The organism is Rugamonas sp. (assembly GCF_025354735.1).
Classification (GTDB): domain Bacteria; phylum Pseudomonadota; class Gammaproteobacteria; order Burkholderiales; family Burkholderiaceae_D; genus Rugamonas.
The window spans coordinates 1-16,331 of record NZ_JANXMI010000247.1 but is presented as its reverse complement, the minus strand read 5'-3'; the positions used below and the strand labels follow the sequence as shown (position 1 = coordinate 16,331).

The window sequence follows — 16,331 nt, the reverse complement described above, 5'->3', positions numbered from 1 at the left end:
GGCGGGTCGCTGTCGTATGCCGTAATGTGTGGCTCGTGATTTTGCCGCCTTCTTCGGATATGCCAGCACGCTTTACCAGATATCTCAGCCATGACGACAGGCCGTTTTTGTCGCCGCACTTAGTCGGGAATACGAAGTTGTTGATCCGTGCTGGGTAGCGACGTTCCATGACGGCTCGTAACGCTTTAGACATCAGAGCGAGTGTATCGTTGCCATTTTTCAGGCGACGGACAAGGATCGTGTTGTTCTCGAAGTTTATGTCCGACCACTGCAAGTTGCTGGCTTCGGTGATGCGAGCAGCTAAATGCGACAGGCATACTATAAGATCGTGGTTGTCCTGCCGGCACCTATCCGTGGTGGCGTTCTTGCCCTTGTATTTGATATTTGGCGAGAGCAGCGCCAGGATTGCAGCTTCTTCCTCAAGCGTGATCACGCGGAAGCGGGTCAATGCTGGCTTGATGCGGTCCAATTTAGGGCCGGGAGATAGCCGCTTTTCGATGCAATAATTGACCAGTGCGTTCCAGTAAGTGATGAAAAGCGCCACGGTATTTTGTGCCCGGCCAAGGGTAATCATGTGCTGGACGGCGGCTTGCACTTGATGTTTCTGGATCGACTTCATTGGTCCGTCGGGCATTAGGGCTTTCCAGTGCCGCATTTGCACCTCGGCCACGCCGTAGCCTCTGCTGTGCTTGCGTACAGCCAGAAAGCCGTCAATTGCTTCATACAGCATTACAGGTCGTTCGCCCAACACACGGATTTGTTGCACGGCTTCGTGATCCCACTTGCGAGCGATTTTGGTCGCCAGAGCTTTGTCATCCGTCTTTGTCGAACGGTTGAGCATGACGCCGTCGATCATTTTGCGCCATTGCCAGATGCCGTTGCGCTGCACTAACCCCATCATTAACTCCTGTGTTAACGCAATACTGGCACTGCGCAAAAAATGCGCAAATCCTCCTATAGAGCGTGTGCAAAAAGCGTGCAAAACAGCGTCTGGGAGCGTGTGCAAAAACAGTATTGCGGAGGTCAAACAGGGTGCACTGATGTTATCAAAATATCAATATAAAATTGATAAAAAGGCAATGTTTATTGAGGCGATGTGGGCTTCGAATGCGCGGACAGGTTAAAATTCGGGGCAGTAGGGCAGAGTAGCGGCGACATGCCGCAATCCCTTGTTTAACGATGCTGGACGATTGCCCATTTAAATGAACCTGCCCGAAATCAACACGTCTCTTTTCAAACGGCTGCGATTTATTCTGGTCCAGACCAGCCGCGCAGGCAATATCGGCGCCGTTGCGCGGGCCATGAAAACCATGGGATTTCACGAGCTGGTGCTGGTGTCGCCGCGCTTCGACGGCGCCCTGCAAGACCCGGAGGCGGTGGCCTTCGCCAGCGGCGCCGGCGACATCCTGGCCGGCGCCCGCATCGTCGGGACCATGGCCGAGGCGCTGCAAGGCATCAATTACGCGGCGGCCGTGTCGGCGCGGCTGCGCGAATTTTCGCCGCCGGTGACGACGCCGCGCGACGTCGCCAGCCAGCTGGCCGCGCACGGCGAATTGCATGCGGCTCTGATTTTTGGCAACGAGCGTTTCGGCCTGCCCAACGACATCGTTGAAAAATGCAATGTGCTCATCAACATCCCGGCCAATCCCGATTACTCCTCGCTCAACCTGTCGCAGGCGGCGCAGGTGCTCGCCTATGAATGCCGGATGGCGGCGCTGGCGCTGGACTGCGCCGCGCCCACCGCGCCCGGGGCCGCCGGTGTCGGTGGCGGCGGCGGGGCCGGGGCCACGCACGGCACGGCCTGCGCCGACATCGGCTTCCACGGCGTGGCCGCCAACGTCGAGCAGATCGAGGGCATGTACACGCATCTGGAACAGTCGCTGGTCGAGATCGGCTTCCTCGACGCCGGCAACCCGCGCAAGCTGATGCCGCGCCTGAAGCGCATGTTCGCGCGCGCCCAGCTGGAGCAGGAAGAGGTCAACATCCTGCGCGGCATCGCCCGCCAGATGGTGGCCGGGCGCAAAGCCGGCCAGTGAGGGGCCGGTGCCGGCGCGGGCCGCGTCGCGGTCAGCCACGTCCGGCGGCCGTTCCGCGGTCCGCTAGACGCGGCGCTCTACTTTTTGCCGCCGGCCGCCTCCCGTCTTTGCCGTACACTACAAAAAAATAAAACACGGATGGAGACATGACTACCCGCAGATCTTTCCTGAAGATCGGCGTACTCGGCGCGCTCACGCTCGCGGCCGGGGGCGCCATCTATCGCGGCGTGAACGGCGCCGCGGCGCCGCGCCGCTACCTGCTCGACGGCCCGGCCAAAGCCGTGCTGGCCGCCGTCATCCCCTCGATGCTGTCGACCATGCTGCCGGCCGACCCCGCCGCCCGCGCGGCCGCGATCGAGGCTGCCACCACGCGGGTGCAGGGCGCCATCGCCGGCCTGCCGCTGGCGACGCAAAAGGAGGTGCACGACCTGTTCGGCCTGCTGGCCCTGGCGCCGGCGCGCCGCTTCCTGGCCGGTGTGCCGGACGGCTGGTCCAGCGCCACGCCAGCCGCCATCGACGCCTTTTTGCAAAACTGGCGCGGCCACCGTCTCGCGCTGCTGCGGACCGCCTATCTGGCCATGCACGACCTGATCCTCGGCGGCTGGTATGCCGATGCGTCGACGTGGGCCGCCATCGGCTATCCAGGGCCGCTCAAGGAACTGGGCTGATGAACAATACCAACATCCCCATCGCGCCGGCCGGCGGCGCCATCCCCGATCCCATCCAGGCCGGCCTGGCCGCCGGCTGGCGCGTCACCGACTGCACGCGCATCGGTGACGACTTCGCTCTCGAGGCCGACGTCGTCATCGTCGGCAGCGGCGCCGGCGGCGGCGTCAGCGCCGAAATCCTCACGCTGGCCGGACTGCGCGTCATCATCGTCGAGGAGGGCGCGCTCAAGTCCTCACGCGACTTCAAGATGCGCGAGGCCGAGGCCTATCCCGCCCTGTACCAGGAATCGGCGGCCCGCAAAACGCGCGACAAGGCCATCAACATCCTGCAGGGCCGCACCGTCGGCGGCAGCACCACCGTCAACTGGACCACCAGCTTCCGCACGCCGCCGTCCACGCTGGCGTTCTGGCAGCGCCACCATGGCCTGGGCGATTACACACCCGAGGCGCTGGCGCCGTGGTTCGGCATGATGGAGCAGCGCCTCGACATCGTCGAATGGGCCGTCCCGCCTAATCAAAACAACGAGCTGCTTCGGCGCGGCGCGGCCAAGCTCGGCGTGCTGACCGCCGTCATCCACCGCAACGTCAAAGGCTGCTGGAACCTCGGCTACTGCGGCATGGGCTGTCCCACCAACGCCAAGCAGTCGATGCTGGTGACCACCATCCCGGCGGCGCTGACGCACGGCGCCACGCTGCTGACGCGCCTGCGCGCCGAGCGCCTGATCTTCAAGGGCGGCCGCGTCGAGCAGCTGCAATGCGCGGCCTTGCAGGCCGACGGCCTGGAGACCAACGGCCGCCGCGTCACGCTGCGGGCGCGCCATTTCGTGCTGTCCGGCGGCGCGATCAACACGCCGGCGCTGCTGCTGCGCTCGGCCGCGCCCGACCCGCATGGGCTGCTCGGCAAGCGCACTTTTTTGCATCCGACCGTGATCTCGGCCGGCCTGTTCGAGCAGCGCGTGGACGGCTACGCCGGCGCGCCGCAGTCGATCTACTCCGACCATTTTTTGCAGACCCAGGCCATCGACGGCGCCGTCGGCTACAAGCTGGAAGTGCCGCCGCTGCATCCGCTGCTGCTGTCGACGACGATGGCCGGTTTCGGCGCGCAGCACGCGGCGCTGATGCGCCAGTTCCCGCACATCCAGGCCATGCTGGCGCTGCTGCGCGACGGCTTCCACGCCGACGCGCCCGGCGGCAGCGTCGCCATCGACAGCGCCGGCGCGCCGGTGCTCGACTATGCGATCAGCCCTTATCTGTGGGACGGCGTGCGGCGCGGCCTGCTCAGCATGGCCGAGATCCAGTTCGCCGCCGGCGCGCGGTCGGTGACGCCGGTGCACGAGCAGGCCGGCGTCTACCGCACGTGGCGCGAGGCCAGCGCGGGCATCAACGCGCTGCCGTATAAAATCCTCGCCACCCGTATCGTCTCGGCCCACGTGATGGGCGGCTGCGCCATGGCCGGCGACGAGCGCCACGGCGTGACGGCGCCGGACGGCCGCTACCACGGCGTGGAGAATCTGTCGGTGCACGACGGTTCGCTGTTCCCGACGTCGATAGGCGCCAATCCCCAGTTGTCGATCTACGCCATCACGGCGCGCATGGCCAGCGCGCTGGCCCGGCAGCTGGGCGGCCGGCCGGCGCCGGCTTGAGCGCCAGCGTGCGCGGCCGGCCCTGTTTTCCCGGGGCGGGGCTGGAGTTCAAGCGCGCTCGCGCCGTGGGCGGGAAGTGAGCGGGAAGTGAGCGGGAATATTGCCGGTTCAGTAAAATATGTTGTTCTATCGCTTGAAACGCCCCCGGCTCGGACGAAATTGCCAGCGCCGTGCAAATAATTGCGCTGGTTCCCATCCGGTGGTGGCACCATGGTGGCTTGGGCAAGGCAAGCGTGGCAACCATGCCCGCTGCCCGCTGCCGTTCTAGGCGAGGATGGACTATGCCGAATGAAATCGATCTGGACTCGTTCGTGGCGTCGCTGGACGCCGCCACGCAGCGCATATGGAGTGGTCGCGCAGGATTTTGCGTTGCGCCGTGTTGCATGTGCAGCCCGGCACCGACGTGATGAACGCCGAGGCGCACAGGCTGTGCAAGTTCGGGCAATGGTTCCTTGCCGACCGCCAGATTTTTTCCGCCCTGCATGACGAGCGTAGCGATCGTCTGGAACGGGAGCACCGGCAAATGCACAATGCCGTCAGGACGATCTGCGAGCATCTGCTGGCCGGGCGGCCGGCGGCCGTGGAAGATTTTCAGCTGTTTGAAGACTCGCAGCGCGATTTGATCGACCAGCTGGCTTTTTTCAAAAGCCTGGCCGTCAGCAAAAAGTCCCAGGTCGACGCGCTGACCGGCCTGCCGATGAGGCATTGCATGGAGAAGGATTACGATTCGCTGAGCAAATGCGTGCGCCAGCGCGGCGGCGTCGAAATCGCGATGCTGGTCGACGTCGACAATTTCAAGTTAATCAATGATAGCCACGGGCATGCGGGCGGCGACGTGGTGCTTCAAAAAATCGCCTGCACCCTCAAGCGCGTGCTGCGCGATAATGACCAGGTCTACCGTTACGGCGGCGAGGAATTTGTGTTGCTGATGGTATTACCCTGTCACATCAAGGCCGAGAACAGCGCCGCCGAGCGCGTGCTGCGTGCGATCAGGCGGCTGTCGATCAAACTGAAGGATTCCATCGTCCATCCCACCGTCACCATCGGCATCGCCATCGCCGGCGCCGAGGACACGCTGGGCAGTTTGATCGAGCGCGCCGACGGCGCGATGTATATAGGAAAAGCATCTGGACGCAATTGCTACAAGGTCGCCCAAGCGCAGGGGGAACAGCCCGCGGCGCCGTCCTGACACTGGACGCCACCGGTCGCGCGGGCGCCATCGACCCACCCATCAAGGTCCGCATCCATGATACGGCGCCTGCTGATACTATTGCTGGCCCTGCAAGCGGGCGCCGCGCTGGCGCTGGCCGTCGCGCTGCACCGGGCCTGGCATCCGGCGTGGGCCGCCGCGCTCGGACCCGCGCCGGGGTCGGCGCTGATGGGCGCCATCGACGTGGCGCTGGGCGTGGCCGCCGTGGTCTTCGTGAGGATGCTGATATCGGCCAATAACTTTCTGCTCAGCTGGCGCGCCGGCAGCGCCACGCCGCCGGCCCACCGCCTCGGTCCGCGCCGCGCCGCCGCCCTGTTCCTGGGCGAATTCAGGGCCTCCATGCTGGCGTCGTCCTACGACATGCTCAAGCCCGTCGGCCTGCGCTTGCGGTCCGCTCCCGCCTTCGATGCCGATCCCGGAGCGCGCCGGCCGCCGGTGCTGCTGATCCACGGCTACGCCTGCAACAGCGGCTATTGGGCGCCCTTGAGCGCCGTGCTGGGCCGGGCCGGCATCGCCCACCACGGCATCGACCTGGAGCCGCCCGGCTGCGCCATCGACGACTACGTGCCGCAGGTGCAGGCCGCCGTCGAGCGCCTGCTGGCGCTGACCGGCGCCGGCCGCGTCGTCATCGTCGCCCACAGCATGGGCGGGCTGGTGGCGCGCGCGTGGCTGCGGCGGCACGGCGGCGCGCGGCTGGCGCGCCTGATTACGCTGGGCACGCCGCACCACGGCACCGGCCTGGCCAGCCTGGGGCCGGGCGCCAACGCGCGCCAGATGCGGCGCGGCCACCGCTGGCTGGCCGAGCTGGCCGGCGCCGAGGACGCGGCGCGCCGGGCCGCCATCACGTCCATTTTTTCGCACCACGACAACATCGTCGCGCCGCAGGAATCGTGCCGCCTGCCGGGCGCGCGCAATGTGGAACTGGGCGGCGTCGGCCACGTCGCGCTGGGGCGGTCGGCCGCCGTACTGGCTAGCATTTTGCAAGAAATAAATGCTGCCGGATTGTAAGAACCCGCCATGGACAGCAACCATTTGTATCGGTAGACTGGAATCCGGCCGGTTCATCGATAGCGCGATAAAACATGGCCCAACCGCCTATCGGTGAGTTTTCGAGAGTTTTGCGGCCGCATGTTGCTGTATGTTATTAATACTCCGTCCAGCAATCGGAAACGCAGGCGCAACCGCTGTCGACGCGGCTGCGCCCCCGGCGCGTGGAGCACGCGTCCCACATTAGGTTCGAAGATGGCCATCGACTTCGCGACGCTGATCCTCAACGAAACTCCCGACGCCGTCATCGTGACGACGCCCGACGGCGTCGTGGTGTGCTGGACGCGCGGCGCGCAGTCGGTGTTCCGCTACAGCGAGGAGGAGGCGCTGGGCGCCGTGCTGGCCGAGCTGATCGTGCCGGCCGAATTCGGCGACGACGAGCGCGCCGTGGTGCGCCAGACGCTGGAACACGGCCAGGCCAATTACGAATCGATGCGCCGCGCCAAGGACGGCACCCTGGTCTACATCGACAGTTCGAGCAAGGCCATCGTCGGCGCCGACGGCGCTGTCCAGTACATATTGTGGAGTAAAAAAGACGTCACGCATTTAAAAGTGCTGCGCGACGCGAAATTGATCGAAGCGCGTTACGGCGGCTTGCTCGATTCGACGCCGGACGCCATCATCATGGCCAACGCCAGCGGCCGCATCGTGCTCGTCAACACCCAGGCCGAGGCCCTGTTCGGCTACGCGCGCGACGAGCTGCGCGGCGCGGCGCTCGAATCGCTGATGCCGGAGCGGCTGCGGCACGGCCACGTCGGCCACCGCAGCGGCTATTTCGCGCAGCGCCCGCCGCCGTCGCGGGCCATGGGCGGCGGGCGCGAGCTGTACGGCCTGCGCAAGAACGGCGCCGAGTTTCCGGTCGAGATCAGCCTCAGTCCCATCACGACCGAGGAGGGCATGCTCATCATGAGCGCCATCCGCGACATCAGCGAGCGCAAGCGGATCGAGCTGGCGGTACAGGAGCGCAACGTCGAACTGGCCGCCGCCAACGCCGCCAAGGACCGCTTCCTGGCCGCCATGTCGCACGAATTGCGTACGCCGCTGAACGCCATCCTCGGCTTCACCGGCACGCTGCTGATGCAGTTGCCGGGGCCGGTGAACGGCGAGCAGGACAAGCAGTTGCGCACCGTGCAGAGCAGCGCGCGCCACCTGCTGTCGCTGATTAACGACTTGCTCGACCTGACCCGCATCGAGGCCGGTAAAATGGAACTCGATTGGCAGCCGGTGCAGTGCAGCCAGCTGGTCGATGAAGTGCTGCTGATGTTGAAGCCGCAGGCGCGGCAAAAGAATCTGACGCTGGCCTTTCGCAGCACGCCGCACGACATCGCCATCATGAGCGAGCGCCGCGCCCTGCAGCAGATCTTGCTGAACCTGCTCAACAACGCCATCAAGTTCACCGAGCACGGCGAAGTGACGGTACGGCTCAGTACCGCGCGCCTCGACGGCAGCGAATGCGTCACCATCAGCGTCAGCGACACCGGCGTCGGCATCATGGAAGAGCGCCAGCATTTGCTGTTCCAGGCGTTTTCGCAGGTCGACTCCGGCACTACCCGCCAGTTCGAGGGCACCGGACTGGGCCTGCACCTGAGCCAGAAGCTGGCGGCGCTGCTGGGCGGCCAGATTTTATTCGACAGCCAGTTCGGGGTCGGCAGCATTTTCACGCTGGCGCTGCCGCTCGACGCACCGCGCCGGCCCGGCGGCAAGGCACAGAGCGGCAGCAACGAGGGCGGGGCGTTCAGCCCCGCAGGCAGTCATCACCAGGAGCGCTAACGTGTCCGCACGCATCCTTATCATCGAAGACAATCCCACCAACATGGAGTTGATGGTCTATCTGCTCCGTGCTTTCGGCTACACGCCGCTGATGGCGCACGACGGCGAGGAAGGCGTCAAGACGGCCCGGCGCGAATTGCCGGACCTGATCATCTGCGACGTCCACCTGCCCAAGCTCGACGGCTACGGCGTGGTCGCCGCCCTGAAGGCCGATCCGGCCGTGCGCGCCATCCCGGCGCTGGCCGTGACCGCGCTGGCCATGGTCGGCGACCGCGAGCGCCTGCTGGCGGCCGGCTTCGACGGCTACATCGGCAAGCCCATCGAACCGGATTCCTTCGTCACGCAAATCGAGTCTTTTTTACCGGGGATGATGTCCACCCCGGAGAAAAATGACATCGCCACCATCCTGATCGTGGACGACCATGTGCTCAACCGCGAATTTTTGATGACCCTGCTCGGCTACGGCGGCCACCGCCTGCTGGAGGCGGCCAACGGCGCCGAGGGCTTGAAGATGGTGCTGGCCGAACGGCCCGACCTGGTCATCTCCGACATCCTGATGCCGAATATGGACGGCTATGAATTCGTCACCCGCATGCACGCCGATCCGGCCACGGCCGACGTGCCCATCATCTTTTACACCGCCACCTACCGCGAGCGCGAGGCGATGGCCGTGGCGCAGTCCTGCGGCGTGCGCTGGGTGCTGCCGAAGCCGTCGGACCCGGAGGTGATACTGCGCACCGTGCACGAGGCGCTCGGGCGCGGCACGGAAACGGATTTGATGCCGGCGTTCGCGCCGGACCCGCCGGCGCAGGGCCGCTTCCTCGGCATCGACAACAAGGTCGCCGAATACCTGGGCGAACTGGAATCGAGCAGCCAGCTCATCACGCAAATCGCCCACGAGGGCGACGAGTCGCCGACGGAAAACCTGTCGCTGATGACGGAGCGGCTGTCGCGTTCCCTGTCCAGCCTGCAGTCGGTCAGCCTGCGCCTGACGGCGCTGATCGAACTGGGCATCGAACTGGGCGCCGAGCGCGATCCGATGGCGCTGATCGAAATCGGCTGCCGCGTGGCGCAAAACATCTGCGTCTCCAAATACGCCTGCATCGGCGTGCTCGAAACGGGCGCCAGCGAACTCAGTTACTTCGCCTCCTGCGGCGCCGGCCAGGCCGCGCGCCTGATCGCGTCGGCGCCGCGCGCCGGCGTGCTGCGCAACCTGCTCGACCAGCGCCAGCCGGTGCGGGTCAACAACCTCGGCGGCGACCCGCAGGAAATCGGCCTGCCGGCCACCCACCCGCTGGTGCACTCCTTCCTCGGCGTGCCGATCGCCTCGCGCGAGCGCACCCACGGCTGGTTGTACCTGGCCGACAAGCTGGGCGCCGATGAATTTTCCGAAGTCGACGAGCGCGTCGCCGCCACCGTGGCCGCGCAGATTTCGGTGGCCTACGAAAACCTGCTGCTGTACGACGAGATCAAGCGCCACCACGCGCAGCTGACGCTGGACATGAACGCCCGCATCCGCCTCGACGAGGACCTGCGCCGCTTCCGCCTGGCCATGGACGCCACGGCCGACGCCATCTTCCTGGTCGACCGCGCCGGCATGTGCTTCGTCGACGTCAACGCCACGGCCTGCCGCATGCTGGGCTACGAGCGCGACGATTTTTTGAAGGTGGGGCCGAACAAGTCCATCGACGGCGACCTCAATCGCCTGGAAGACTTGTACGACAAGCTGCTGGCCGGCGACCAGAGCGGCGCGATGGCCGAGCTGCTGCTGCAGCGCCGCGACGGCGCGCCGATCGCCGTCGAAGTCCAGCGCCGCATGCTGCGCTCGGGCCAGAGCTGGATTTTGGTGGCCGTGGCGCGCGACATCACCGAACGCAAGGAGGCCGAGCAGCGCCTGCTCAAGCTGGCCCACTTCGACACGCTGACCGGCCTGCCCAACCGCAGCCAGTTCTACGAGTCGCTGAGCCACTCGCTGCGCCAGGCCGGCGAGCACCACTGGGCGCTGGCGGTGCTGTTCCTCGACGTCGACCGCTTTAAAAACGTCAACGACACGCTGGGCCACACCATCGGCGACGAATTGCTGCGCCAGTTTTCCAGCCGCCTGGTCGACTGCCTGCGCGTGCGCGACACCATCGGCCGTTTCGGCGGCGACGAATTCGCCGCCATCCTGATGCTGCCCGAGGGCGCGCAAAACGCCGTCGCCGTGGTCGACAAGATCCGCGAAGCGTTGCGCAAGCCCTTCGATCTGAAGGGCCACGAAGTGACCGTCACGGCCAGCATCGGCATCTCCGTCTATCCCGACGACGGCACCGACGCCGACACCCTGATCCAGTACGCCGACACCGCCATGTACCGCGCCAAGGAGGCCGGGCGCGACGCCTTCCGCTTCTTCACCGCCGAAATGAACGCCCAGTCGCTGGCGCGGCTGGACCTGGAAAACGCGCTGCGGCGCGCCATCGACAACAACGAGTTCGTGCTGTTCTTCCAGCCGAAAGTCCACATCGGCTCGGGCCGCATCAGCGGCGCCGAGGCGCTGATCCGCTGGAAGCGCCCCGGCCACGGCATGGTGTCGCCGGCGCTGTTCATCCCGATCCTGGAGGAGACCGGATTGATCGTGCGGGTCGGCACCTGGGTGCTCAACGAGGCCTGCCGCAAGATCAGCCAGTGGGGCAAGTCGGGCGTCGGCGCCGTGCATCTGTCGGTCAACGTGTCGGGCATCCAGTTCTTCGTCGGCGGCCTGGAGGAGGAGGTGCTGAAGGCCATCCGCGAGCACGACATCGCGCCCGAGCTGCTGGAACTGGAGCTGACGGAAAGTTCGCTGATGTCGAACGCCGAAGAAACCATCACCGTGCTGCAAAACCTCAAGGCGCTGGGCATCCAGATATCGATAGACGATTTCGGCACCGGCTATTCCAGCCTGGCCTACCTGAAGCGCTTCCCCATCGACAAGCTGAAAATCGACATCGCCTTCGTGCGCGAAGTGACCAGCAACCCGGACGACGCGGCCATCGTCCTGGCCATCATCAATATGGCGCACAGCATGAAGCTCGAAGTGATCGCCGAGGGCGTCGAAAAGGATGCACAACTGGCCTATCTGCGGCGCCACGGCTGCGACGAGATGCAGGGTTATTATTTCAGCCGCCCGGTGTCGGAGCAGGAATTCGAGATGATGCTGCGGGAGGGGAAATTCCTGCAGGCGCCGGTCGACGAGACGGTGCTCGACCAGCAAACCCTGCTCATCGTCGACGACGACGCCTTCATGCTCGAAGTGCTGACCGACTTTTTGTCGCAGGACGGCTACCGCATCCTGACGGCGCAGACGGCGGCCGAGGGCTTCGACGTGCTGGCGCGGCACCGCGTGCAAGTGATCCTGTGCGACCAGTGCATGCCGCTCATGAGCGGGACGGAATTCATGGAGCGGGTCAAGAACCTGGCGCCGGACACCTTCCGCATCATGCTGTCGGCGTACGCGGACCTGACGCCCATCATGGCCGCCATCAACCACGGCGCCATCGACCGCTTCTACACCAAGCCGTGGAAGGGCGCCGTTTTGCGCGACAATATCCGCGAAGGCTTCCGCCTGCACGCGCAGCTGCACGGGCCGGGCCCCGGCGCGGCCGCCGCCGCGGCCTGAAGCCGGCAAGGCCGCGGCCCGGCGCAGGGGGCGGACCCCGCATCAGATGCGCCAACCACGGCCACGAAACGATAGCGGGGCCGGACCCCGTTCCTGCGTTCGCCCGCTCATCATCATCAAGGCGTTTGGCTGCCGTCGCGATGCGGGAATCGCCTTCGCGCCGTACTGGACTATCATGGCGATGACGATCATTTTTCATGAGCAGGGACGATCATGTTTTCAATGCGCAGACCCGTGCTGCTGGTGTGTGCCGCGCTGGCCCTGGGCTGGCAGGCGCCGTCGCAGGCGCAGCCGGCCGAGCTGAAGATATTCGGCATGGACAGCCGGCCTGTCAGCTTCCAGCACGACGGCCGCCCCGACGGCATGGCGGTCGAACTGGCGGCCGCCATCGAGCACCGCATCGGCCGCAGCGACGACATTGAAATCATCCCCTGGGCGCGCGCCTACACCATGTCGCAGACGGCGCCGAACGTGCTGCTGTTGTCGATGGTGCGCACGCCGGAGCGGGCCAGATATCTGACCTTCGTCGGACCTATCTTCGTCGCCTACCTTTCGGTCTTCGCGCCCAGGGACCGCGCCGCCCAATTGCGCGGACTCGGCCCGGAGGCGCTGCATCAGCTGCGCGGCGGTGCGCAGCGCGGCAGCGTGGTGATCGAGCTGGCGCGCGACGCCGGCTTCAACGTGGTCGACGAAACCAACACGTCCGAGACCGCGGCCCGGATGCTGATGATGCGGCGCTTCGACCTGTGGTTCGACGGCGAGGAAGTCGCGGCGGACGCGCTGCGGCAGGCCGGCTATGCGCGCGACGATGTCGAGGTGGTGCAGCGGCTGCGCAGCGAGAACGTCTACTTTGCCTTCTCGCGCGGCACGCCGGAGCAGACCGTCGCCGCGTGGGACGCGGCGCTGCGTGAACTCAAGCGCGACGGCGGTTACCAGAAAATCCTGCGCAAGTGGATGCCGGCGGCGATGCTGCCGGTGGAGGAGCGGCGCTAGCATGCGGACGGCCGCATTAGAATCCCGGCTCTAGGCTGGATGACTAAAATGGGCTGACGATTTTTTCGCACGGGAGTCGGTCATGGCCAAAAAACTCAATGCGCAGGCGCAGCGCGACGACCAGCAACTGACCGACGCCGTGCGCGCGTCGGCGCGGCAGATCTGGCAGGCCGGCCTGGGCGCGTTCGCCAAGGCGCAGGAGGAGGGCGGCCGCGCGTTCTCGCAGCTGGTCAGGGACGGCAGCGAGCTGCAGGCGCGCGCTGGCGCCCAGGCCGACGATATCGGCCATCAATCCGATCGACCGTGGGACAAGCTGGAACAGGTGTTCGAGGAGCGCGTGGCGCGGGCGTTGGCCTCGATGGGCGCGCCGACGCGCGAGGAGGTGCTGGCGCTGAACCGGCGGCTCGAGGAACTGAGCAGGCAGGTGGCCGAATTGACGGAGCAAGCGGCCGGGCCGCCGCCGCCGTGAAGCCGGCGCGCGCGCCCCGGTGTTTCTCAGTAGGCGGCATCGGTGTTATGCTGGCAGGAGATAAAGAGAGACCTCCTGCTATGCTACAAAAAGCTCCCCGCCGCACCCGCGAACGCATTCTGGAATTGTCCCTGCGCCTGTTCAACGAATTCGGCGAACCGAATATCACCACCACCGTGATCGCCGAGGAGATGAATATCTCGCCCGGCAATCTGTACTACCACTTCCGCAACAAGGACGATATCGTCAACTCGATCTTCGTCCAGTTCGAGGCCGAGATCGAGCGCATCCTGCAAGTGCCGGACGGGCGCCGCTCCAACATCGAGGACGTGTGGCTGTATCTGCACCTGATGTTCGAACTGATTTGGCGTTACCGTTTTTTCTACCGCGACCTGAACGATCTGCTGTCGCGCAACCGCAAGCTGGAGCTGCACTTCAAGCAAATCCTCGCGCACAAAATCAAGGTCGCCAAGCAGCTGTGCGAAGACCTGCGCAGCGAAAAATCGCTGGAGGCGTCCGACACCGCGATCGACGCCATGGCCACCAATATGGTGGTGGTGGCGACCTACTGGCTGTCCTACGAATACGTGCGCAATCCGCGCAAGTACACCGAGCAGCAGTCGATGGCCGATGCGCTGGCGCGCGGCTGCTACCAGGTGCTGTCGCAGATCGGCCCTTATCTGCGCAATGAAACCCATTTGCTGTTCCAGAAGCTGTCCGAGGAATATCTGAAGAAGATCACGCGGAGCGCGCCATGACGTGGACGCCGTTCCCGCATCCCGATCCGGCCTACGTCCACACGCCCGCGTCGCTGCTGGCCGCGTGGCCGCAGCTGCACCTGGGCGACACCGAGGCCTGGCCCGCCGATGCGCGCCTGGTGCAGGCCTGGATCGCCTTCCACGCGGGACAGTTCGAGCGCGCGGCGCGGCTGGGGCTCGACGTCGGCGTCGAAGGCTATGCGGTGGCGCACAAGGCCACCTGCATCCACGCGCTGTTTCTGGAAACGAGCGAAAAGACGCGCTGCGCCGTCTATGAAGAAGTGGCCGAACGGTGCGAGCGCCAGCAGCTCGAACGTCCCGCCAACCCGGCCGGATTTTACTGGCACGGCTACGCGCTGGGCCGCTACGCGCTGGGCATCTCGGTGGTCAAGGCGCTGGCGCAGGGCTTGGGCGCGAAGGTCAGGCACAGCCTGGACGCGGCGCTGACGCTGGCGCCGCAGCACGCCGACGCCCACATCGCCCTCGGCGCCTATCACGCCGAAGTGATCGACAAGGTCGGCGCCATGATAGGCGGCCTGACTTACCGCGTGAAGAAGGACGCCTGCTACGGCCACTTCGAGACGGCGCTGGGCCTCGATCCCGCATCGGCGGTCGGCCGCGTGGCCTACGCGCGCGCCCTGCTGATGCTGGACGGGAAACGGCAACTGGCGCGGGTGCTGGAGCTGTATCGCCAGGCCGCCGGCGGCGCGGCGCGCGACGCGACCGAGCGCCTGGTCGTCGAAGAGGCGCGGCTTGAATTGAACGAACTGGAAAAACAATGAAATCGATTTGTGTCTATTGCGGCGCCAACGTCGGCGTCACGTCGCGCTATGCGGAGGCGGCGCGCGAACTGGCGCGCGCGCTGGTGGCCGACAATCTGGCCCTGGTCTACGGCGGCGGCAACGTCGGCCTGATGGGCATCATCGCCGACGAAGTGCTGCGCCTGGGCGGCGAGGTGACGGGCGTGATCCCGACCGCGCTGGTCGAGCGGGAAGTGGGCCACACCGGCCTGACGCGCCAGTTCATCGTCAAGGACATGCACGAGCGCAAAGCCATGATGGCCCAGCTGGCCGACGCCTTCATCGCCATGCCGGGCGGGATGGGGACGCTGGAGGAACTGTTCGAGATGCTGACCTGGTCGCAGCTCGGCATCCACGCCAAGCCGATCGCGCTGCTCAATGTCGACGGCTTTTACGACGGCCTGGTGGACTTCATCGGCCACGCCAGCGGCCAGGGCTTCATCCGTCCGCAGCACGCGGCGCTGATGATGGCCGAGGCGCAGCCGGAAGCGCTGCTGCGGCGCCTGAAGGAAGCCGGCGCCGCCGCCATTTGAATCATCGTTGATGTCCTGATCGGAAAATCATGGAAAAATCCTATCGGATCACGCTGGAGGAGAAGCCGGACTCGGGCGACATCCAGGCGCTGGTCAAAGGACTCGGCGACTTCAACGCATCGAAAACGGATGGCGAGACGCCGAAATATCTGCTGGTGGCGGTGCGCGACGGTGAGGGCGCGCTGGCCGGCGGCCTGCTTGGCGCGAGCTATCTGGGCTGGCTGCAAATCCAGGTGGTGTGGCTGGACGAAGGCGCGCGCGGCCACGGCTACGGCAGCGAGTTGATGGCGCTGGCCGAGCAGGAGGGGCGCCGCCGCGGATGCCTGAACAGCTTCGTCGAAACCCTGAGTTTCCAGGCCCTGCCGTTTTACGAGAAGTGCGGCTACACCATCTTCAGCCGCCTGGCCGATTTCCCGCCCGGCGGCGCGCGCTATGCGCTGACCAAAAAGCTGGACTAGCCGGCGTTGCTCACCACAGGCGCTGGCCGCTGGCGTCGAGCTGGGTCAGGTACAGGCGCAGGTCGAATTCGTACTGGTGATAATTCGGTTCCATATAGGTGCACAGCTTGTAGAAGGCCTTGTCGTGCTGCTTTTCCTTCACGTGGGCCAGCTCGTGGACCGTTATCATGCGCAGGAATTCCAGCGGCACTTCCTTGAACATGGTCGCGACGCGGATCTCGTGTTTGGCCTTGAGCTTGCCGCCCTGGACGCGCGAGATCGAGGTGTGCAAGCCCAGCGCGTGGTTGATGACGTGGATCTTGCTGTCGTACT

The 16,331-nt window shown here is 65.6% G+C and carries 15 protein-coding genes; 13 read left to right on the top strand and 2 right to left on the bottom strand.

The genetic code is table 11. From position 1 onward, the window contains the following. Nucleotides 1-898 (bottom strand): tyrosine-type recombinase/integrase (locus tag Q0S71_RS20585; protein ID WP_295999917.1); only part of this gene is annotated, 898 nt, incomplete at its 3' end. Between the two features lie 304 nt (nt 899-1,202). Here Q0S71_RS20585 and Q0S71_RS20580 point away from each other — a divergent pair. From Q0S71_RS20580 to Q0S71_RS20520, 13 genes are all read left to right on the top strand, one after another. Beyond that, on the top strand, nt 1,203-2,036 hold the full coding sequence (locus Q0S71_RS20580; protein ID WP_295999916.1) for an RNA methyltransferase: 834 nt from the start codon (nt 1,203-1,205) through the stop codon (nt 2,034-2,036). Between the two features lie 146 nt (nt 2,037-2,182). Continuing rightward, nucleotides 2,183-2,704, top strand: coding sequence for a hypothetical protein (locus Q0S71_RS20575; protein WP_295999915.1), 522 nt, complete (start codon nt 2,183-2,185; stop codon nt 2,702-2,704). Next, the gene (locus tag Q0S71_RS20570; protein WP_295999914.1) at nt 2,704-4,347 is read left to right on the top strand and encodes a GMC family oxidoreductase; all 1,644 of its coding nucleotides are present in this window, start codon (nt 2,704-2,706) and stop codon (nt 4,345-4,347) included. The genes Q0S71_RS20575 and Q0S71_RS20570 overlap by 1 nt, the downstream gene beginning before the upstream one ends. A gap of 343 nt (nt 4,348-4,690) precedes the next feature. After that, complete coding sequence (locus Q0S71_RS20565; protein WP_295999913.1) at nt 4,691-5,536, top strand: diguanylate cyclase; 846 nt, start codon at nt 4,691-4,693, stop codon at nt 5,534-5,536. A 57-nt stretch (nt 5,537-5,593) separates the two neighbouring features. Further along, nucleotides 5,594-6,565, top strand: a complete 972-nt coding sequence (locus Q0S71_RS20560) for an alpha/beta fold hydrolase (protein ID WP_295999912.1) — start codon at nt 5,594-5,596, stop codon at nt 6,563-6,565. 234 nt (nt 6,566-6,799) lie between these two features. Continuing rightward, the gene (locus tag Q0S71_RS20555) at nt 6,800-8,374 is read left to right on the top strand and encodes a PAS domain S-box protein (protein ID WP_295999911.1); all 1,575 of its coding nucleotides are present in this window, start codon (nt 6,800-6,802) and stop codon (nt 8,372-8,374) included. 1 nt (nt 8,375) lies between these two features. After that, nucleotides 8,376-12,008: an EAL domain-containing protein gene (locus Q0S71_RS20550; protein ID WP_295999910.1), complete on the top strand. Its 3,633-nt coding sequence runs from the start codon at nt 8,376-8,378 to the stop codon at nt 12,006-12,008. A gap of 213 nt (nt 12,009-12,221) precedes the next feature. Further along, the gene (locus Q0S71_RS20545; RefSeq protein ID WP_295999909.1) at nt 12,222-13,001 is read left to right on the top strand and encodes an ABC transporter substrate-binding protein; all 780 of its coding nucleotides are present in this window, start codon (nt 12,222-12,224) and stop codon (nt 12,999-13,001) included. Between the two features lie 82 nt (nt 13,002-13,083). Then, nucleotides 13,084-13,470, top strand: coding sequence for a phasin family protein (locus Q0S71_RS20540; RefSeq protein WP_295999908.1), 387 nt, complete (start codon nt 13,084-13,086; stop codon nt 13,468-13,470). A gap of 80 nt (nt 13,471-13,550) precedes the next feature. Beyond that, nucleotides 13,551-14,228, top strand: a complete 678-nt coding sequence (locus tag Q0S71_RS20535; protein WP_295999907.1) for a TetR/AcrR family transcriptional regulator — start codon at nt 13,551-13,553, stop codon at nt 14,226-14,228. Continuing rightward, on the top strand, nt 14,225-15,010 hold the full coding sequence (locus Q0S71_RS20530) for a hypothetical protein (RefSeq protein WP_295999906.1): 786 nt from the start codon (nt 14,225-14,227) through the stop codon (nt 15,008-15,010). Before Q0S71_RS20535 ends, Q0S71_RS20530 begins: the two co-directional genes overlap by 4 nt. Beyond that, nucleotides 15,007-15,561 carry a TIGR00730 family Rossman fold protein gene (locus tag Q0S71_RS20525; RefSeq protein ID WP_295999905.1) on the top strand — a complete coding sequence of 185 codons (555 nt, stop codon included), beginning with the start codon at nt 15,007-15,009 and terminating at the stop codon, nt 15,559-15,561. The genes Q0S71_RS20530 and Q0S71_RS20525 overlap by 4 nt, the downstream gene beginning before the upstream one ends. A gap of 29 nt (nt 15,562-15,590) precedes the next feature. Further along, complete coding sequence (locus tag Q0S71_RS20520) at nt 15,591-16,019, top strand: N-acetyltransferase (RefSeq protein WP_295999904.1); 429 nt, start codon at nt 15,591-15,593, stop codon at nt 16,017-16,019. 10 nt (nt 16,020-16,029) lie between these two features. Here Q0S71_RS20520 and Q0S71_RS20515 read toward each other — a convergent pair. After that, nucleotides 16,030-16,331, bottom strand: a 302-nt coding sequence (locus Q0S71_RS20515) for a YgjP-like metallopeptidase domain-containing protein (RefSeq protein ID WP_295999903.1), incomplete at its 5' end; no start/stop codon positions are given.

What these genes read in the sequence shown, in the direction of transcription:
- Q0S71_RS20580 (WP_295999916.1), top strand. Translation starts at nt 1,203, where the DNA reads ATGAACCTGCCCGAAATCAACACGTCTCTTTTCAAACGGCTGCGATTT.
- Q0S71_RS20575 (WP_295999915.1), top strand. Translation starts at nt 2,183, where the DNA reads ATGACTACCCGCAGATCTTTCCTGAAGATCGGCGTACTCGGCGCGCTC.
- Q0S71_RS20570 (WP_295999914.1), top strand. Translation starts at nt 2,704, where the DNA reads ATGAACAATACCAACATCCCCATCGCGCCGGCCGGCGGCGCCATCCCC.
- Q0S71_RS20565 (WP_295999913.1), top strand. Translation starts at nt 4,691, where the DNA reads ATGGAGTGGTCGCGCAGGATTTTGCGTTGCGCCGTGTTGCATGTGCAG.
- Q0S71_RS20560 (WP_295999912.1), top strand. Translation starts at nt 5,594, where the DNA reads ATGATACGGCGCCTGCTGATACTATTGCTGGCCCTGCAAGCGGGCGCC.
- Q0S71_RS20555 (WP_295999911.1), top strand. Translation starts at nt 6,800, where the DNA reads ATGGCCATCGACTTCGCGACGCTGATCCTCAACGAAACTCCCGACGCC.
- Q0S71_RS20545 (WP_295999909.1), top strand. Translation starts at nt 12,222, where the DNA reads ATGTTTTCAATGCGCAGACCCGTGCTGCTGGTGTGTGCCGCGCTGGCC.
- Q0S71_RS20540 (WP_295999908.1), top strand. Translation starts at nt 13,084, where the DNA reads ATGGCCAAAAAACTCAATGCGCAGGCGCAGCGCGACGACCAGCAACTG.
- Q0S71_RS20535 (WP_295999907.1), top strand. Translation starts at nt 13,551, where the DNA reads ATGCTACAAAAAGCTCCCCGCCGCACCCGCGAACGCATTCTGGAATTG.
- Q0S71_RS20530 (WP_295999906.1), top strand. Translation starts at nt 14,225, where the DNA reads ATGACGTGGACGCCGTTCCCGCATCCCGATCCGGCCTACGTCCACACG.
- Q0S71_RS20525 (WP_295999905.1), top strand. Translation starts at nt 15,007, where the DNA reads ATGAAATCGATTTGTGTCTATTGCGGCGCCAACGTCGGCGTCACGTCG.
- Q0S71_RS20520 (WP_295999904.1), top strand. Translation starts at nt 15,591, where the DNA reads ATGGAAAAATCCTATCGGATCACGCTGGAGGAGAAGCCGGACTCGGGC.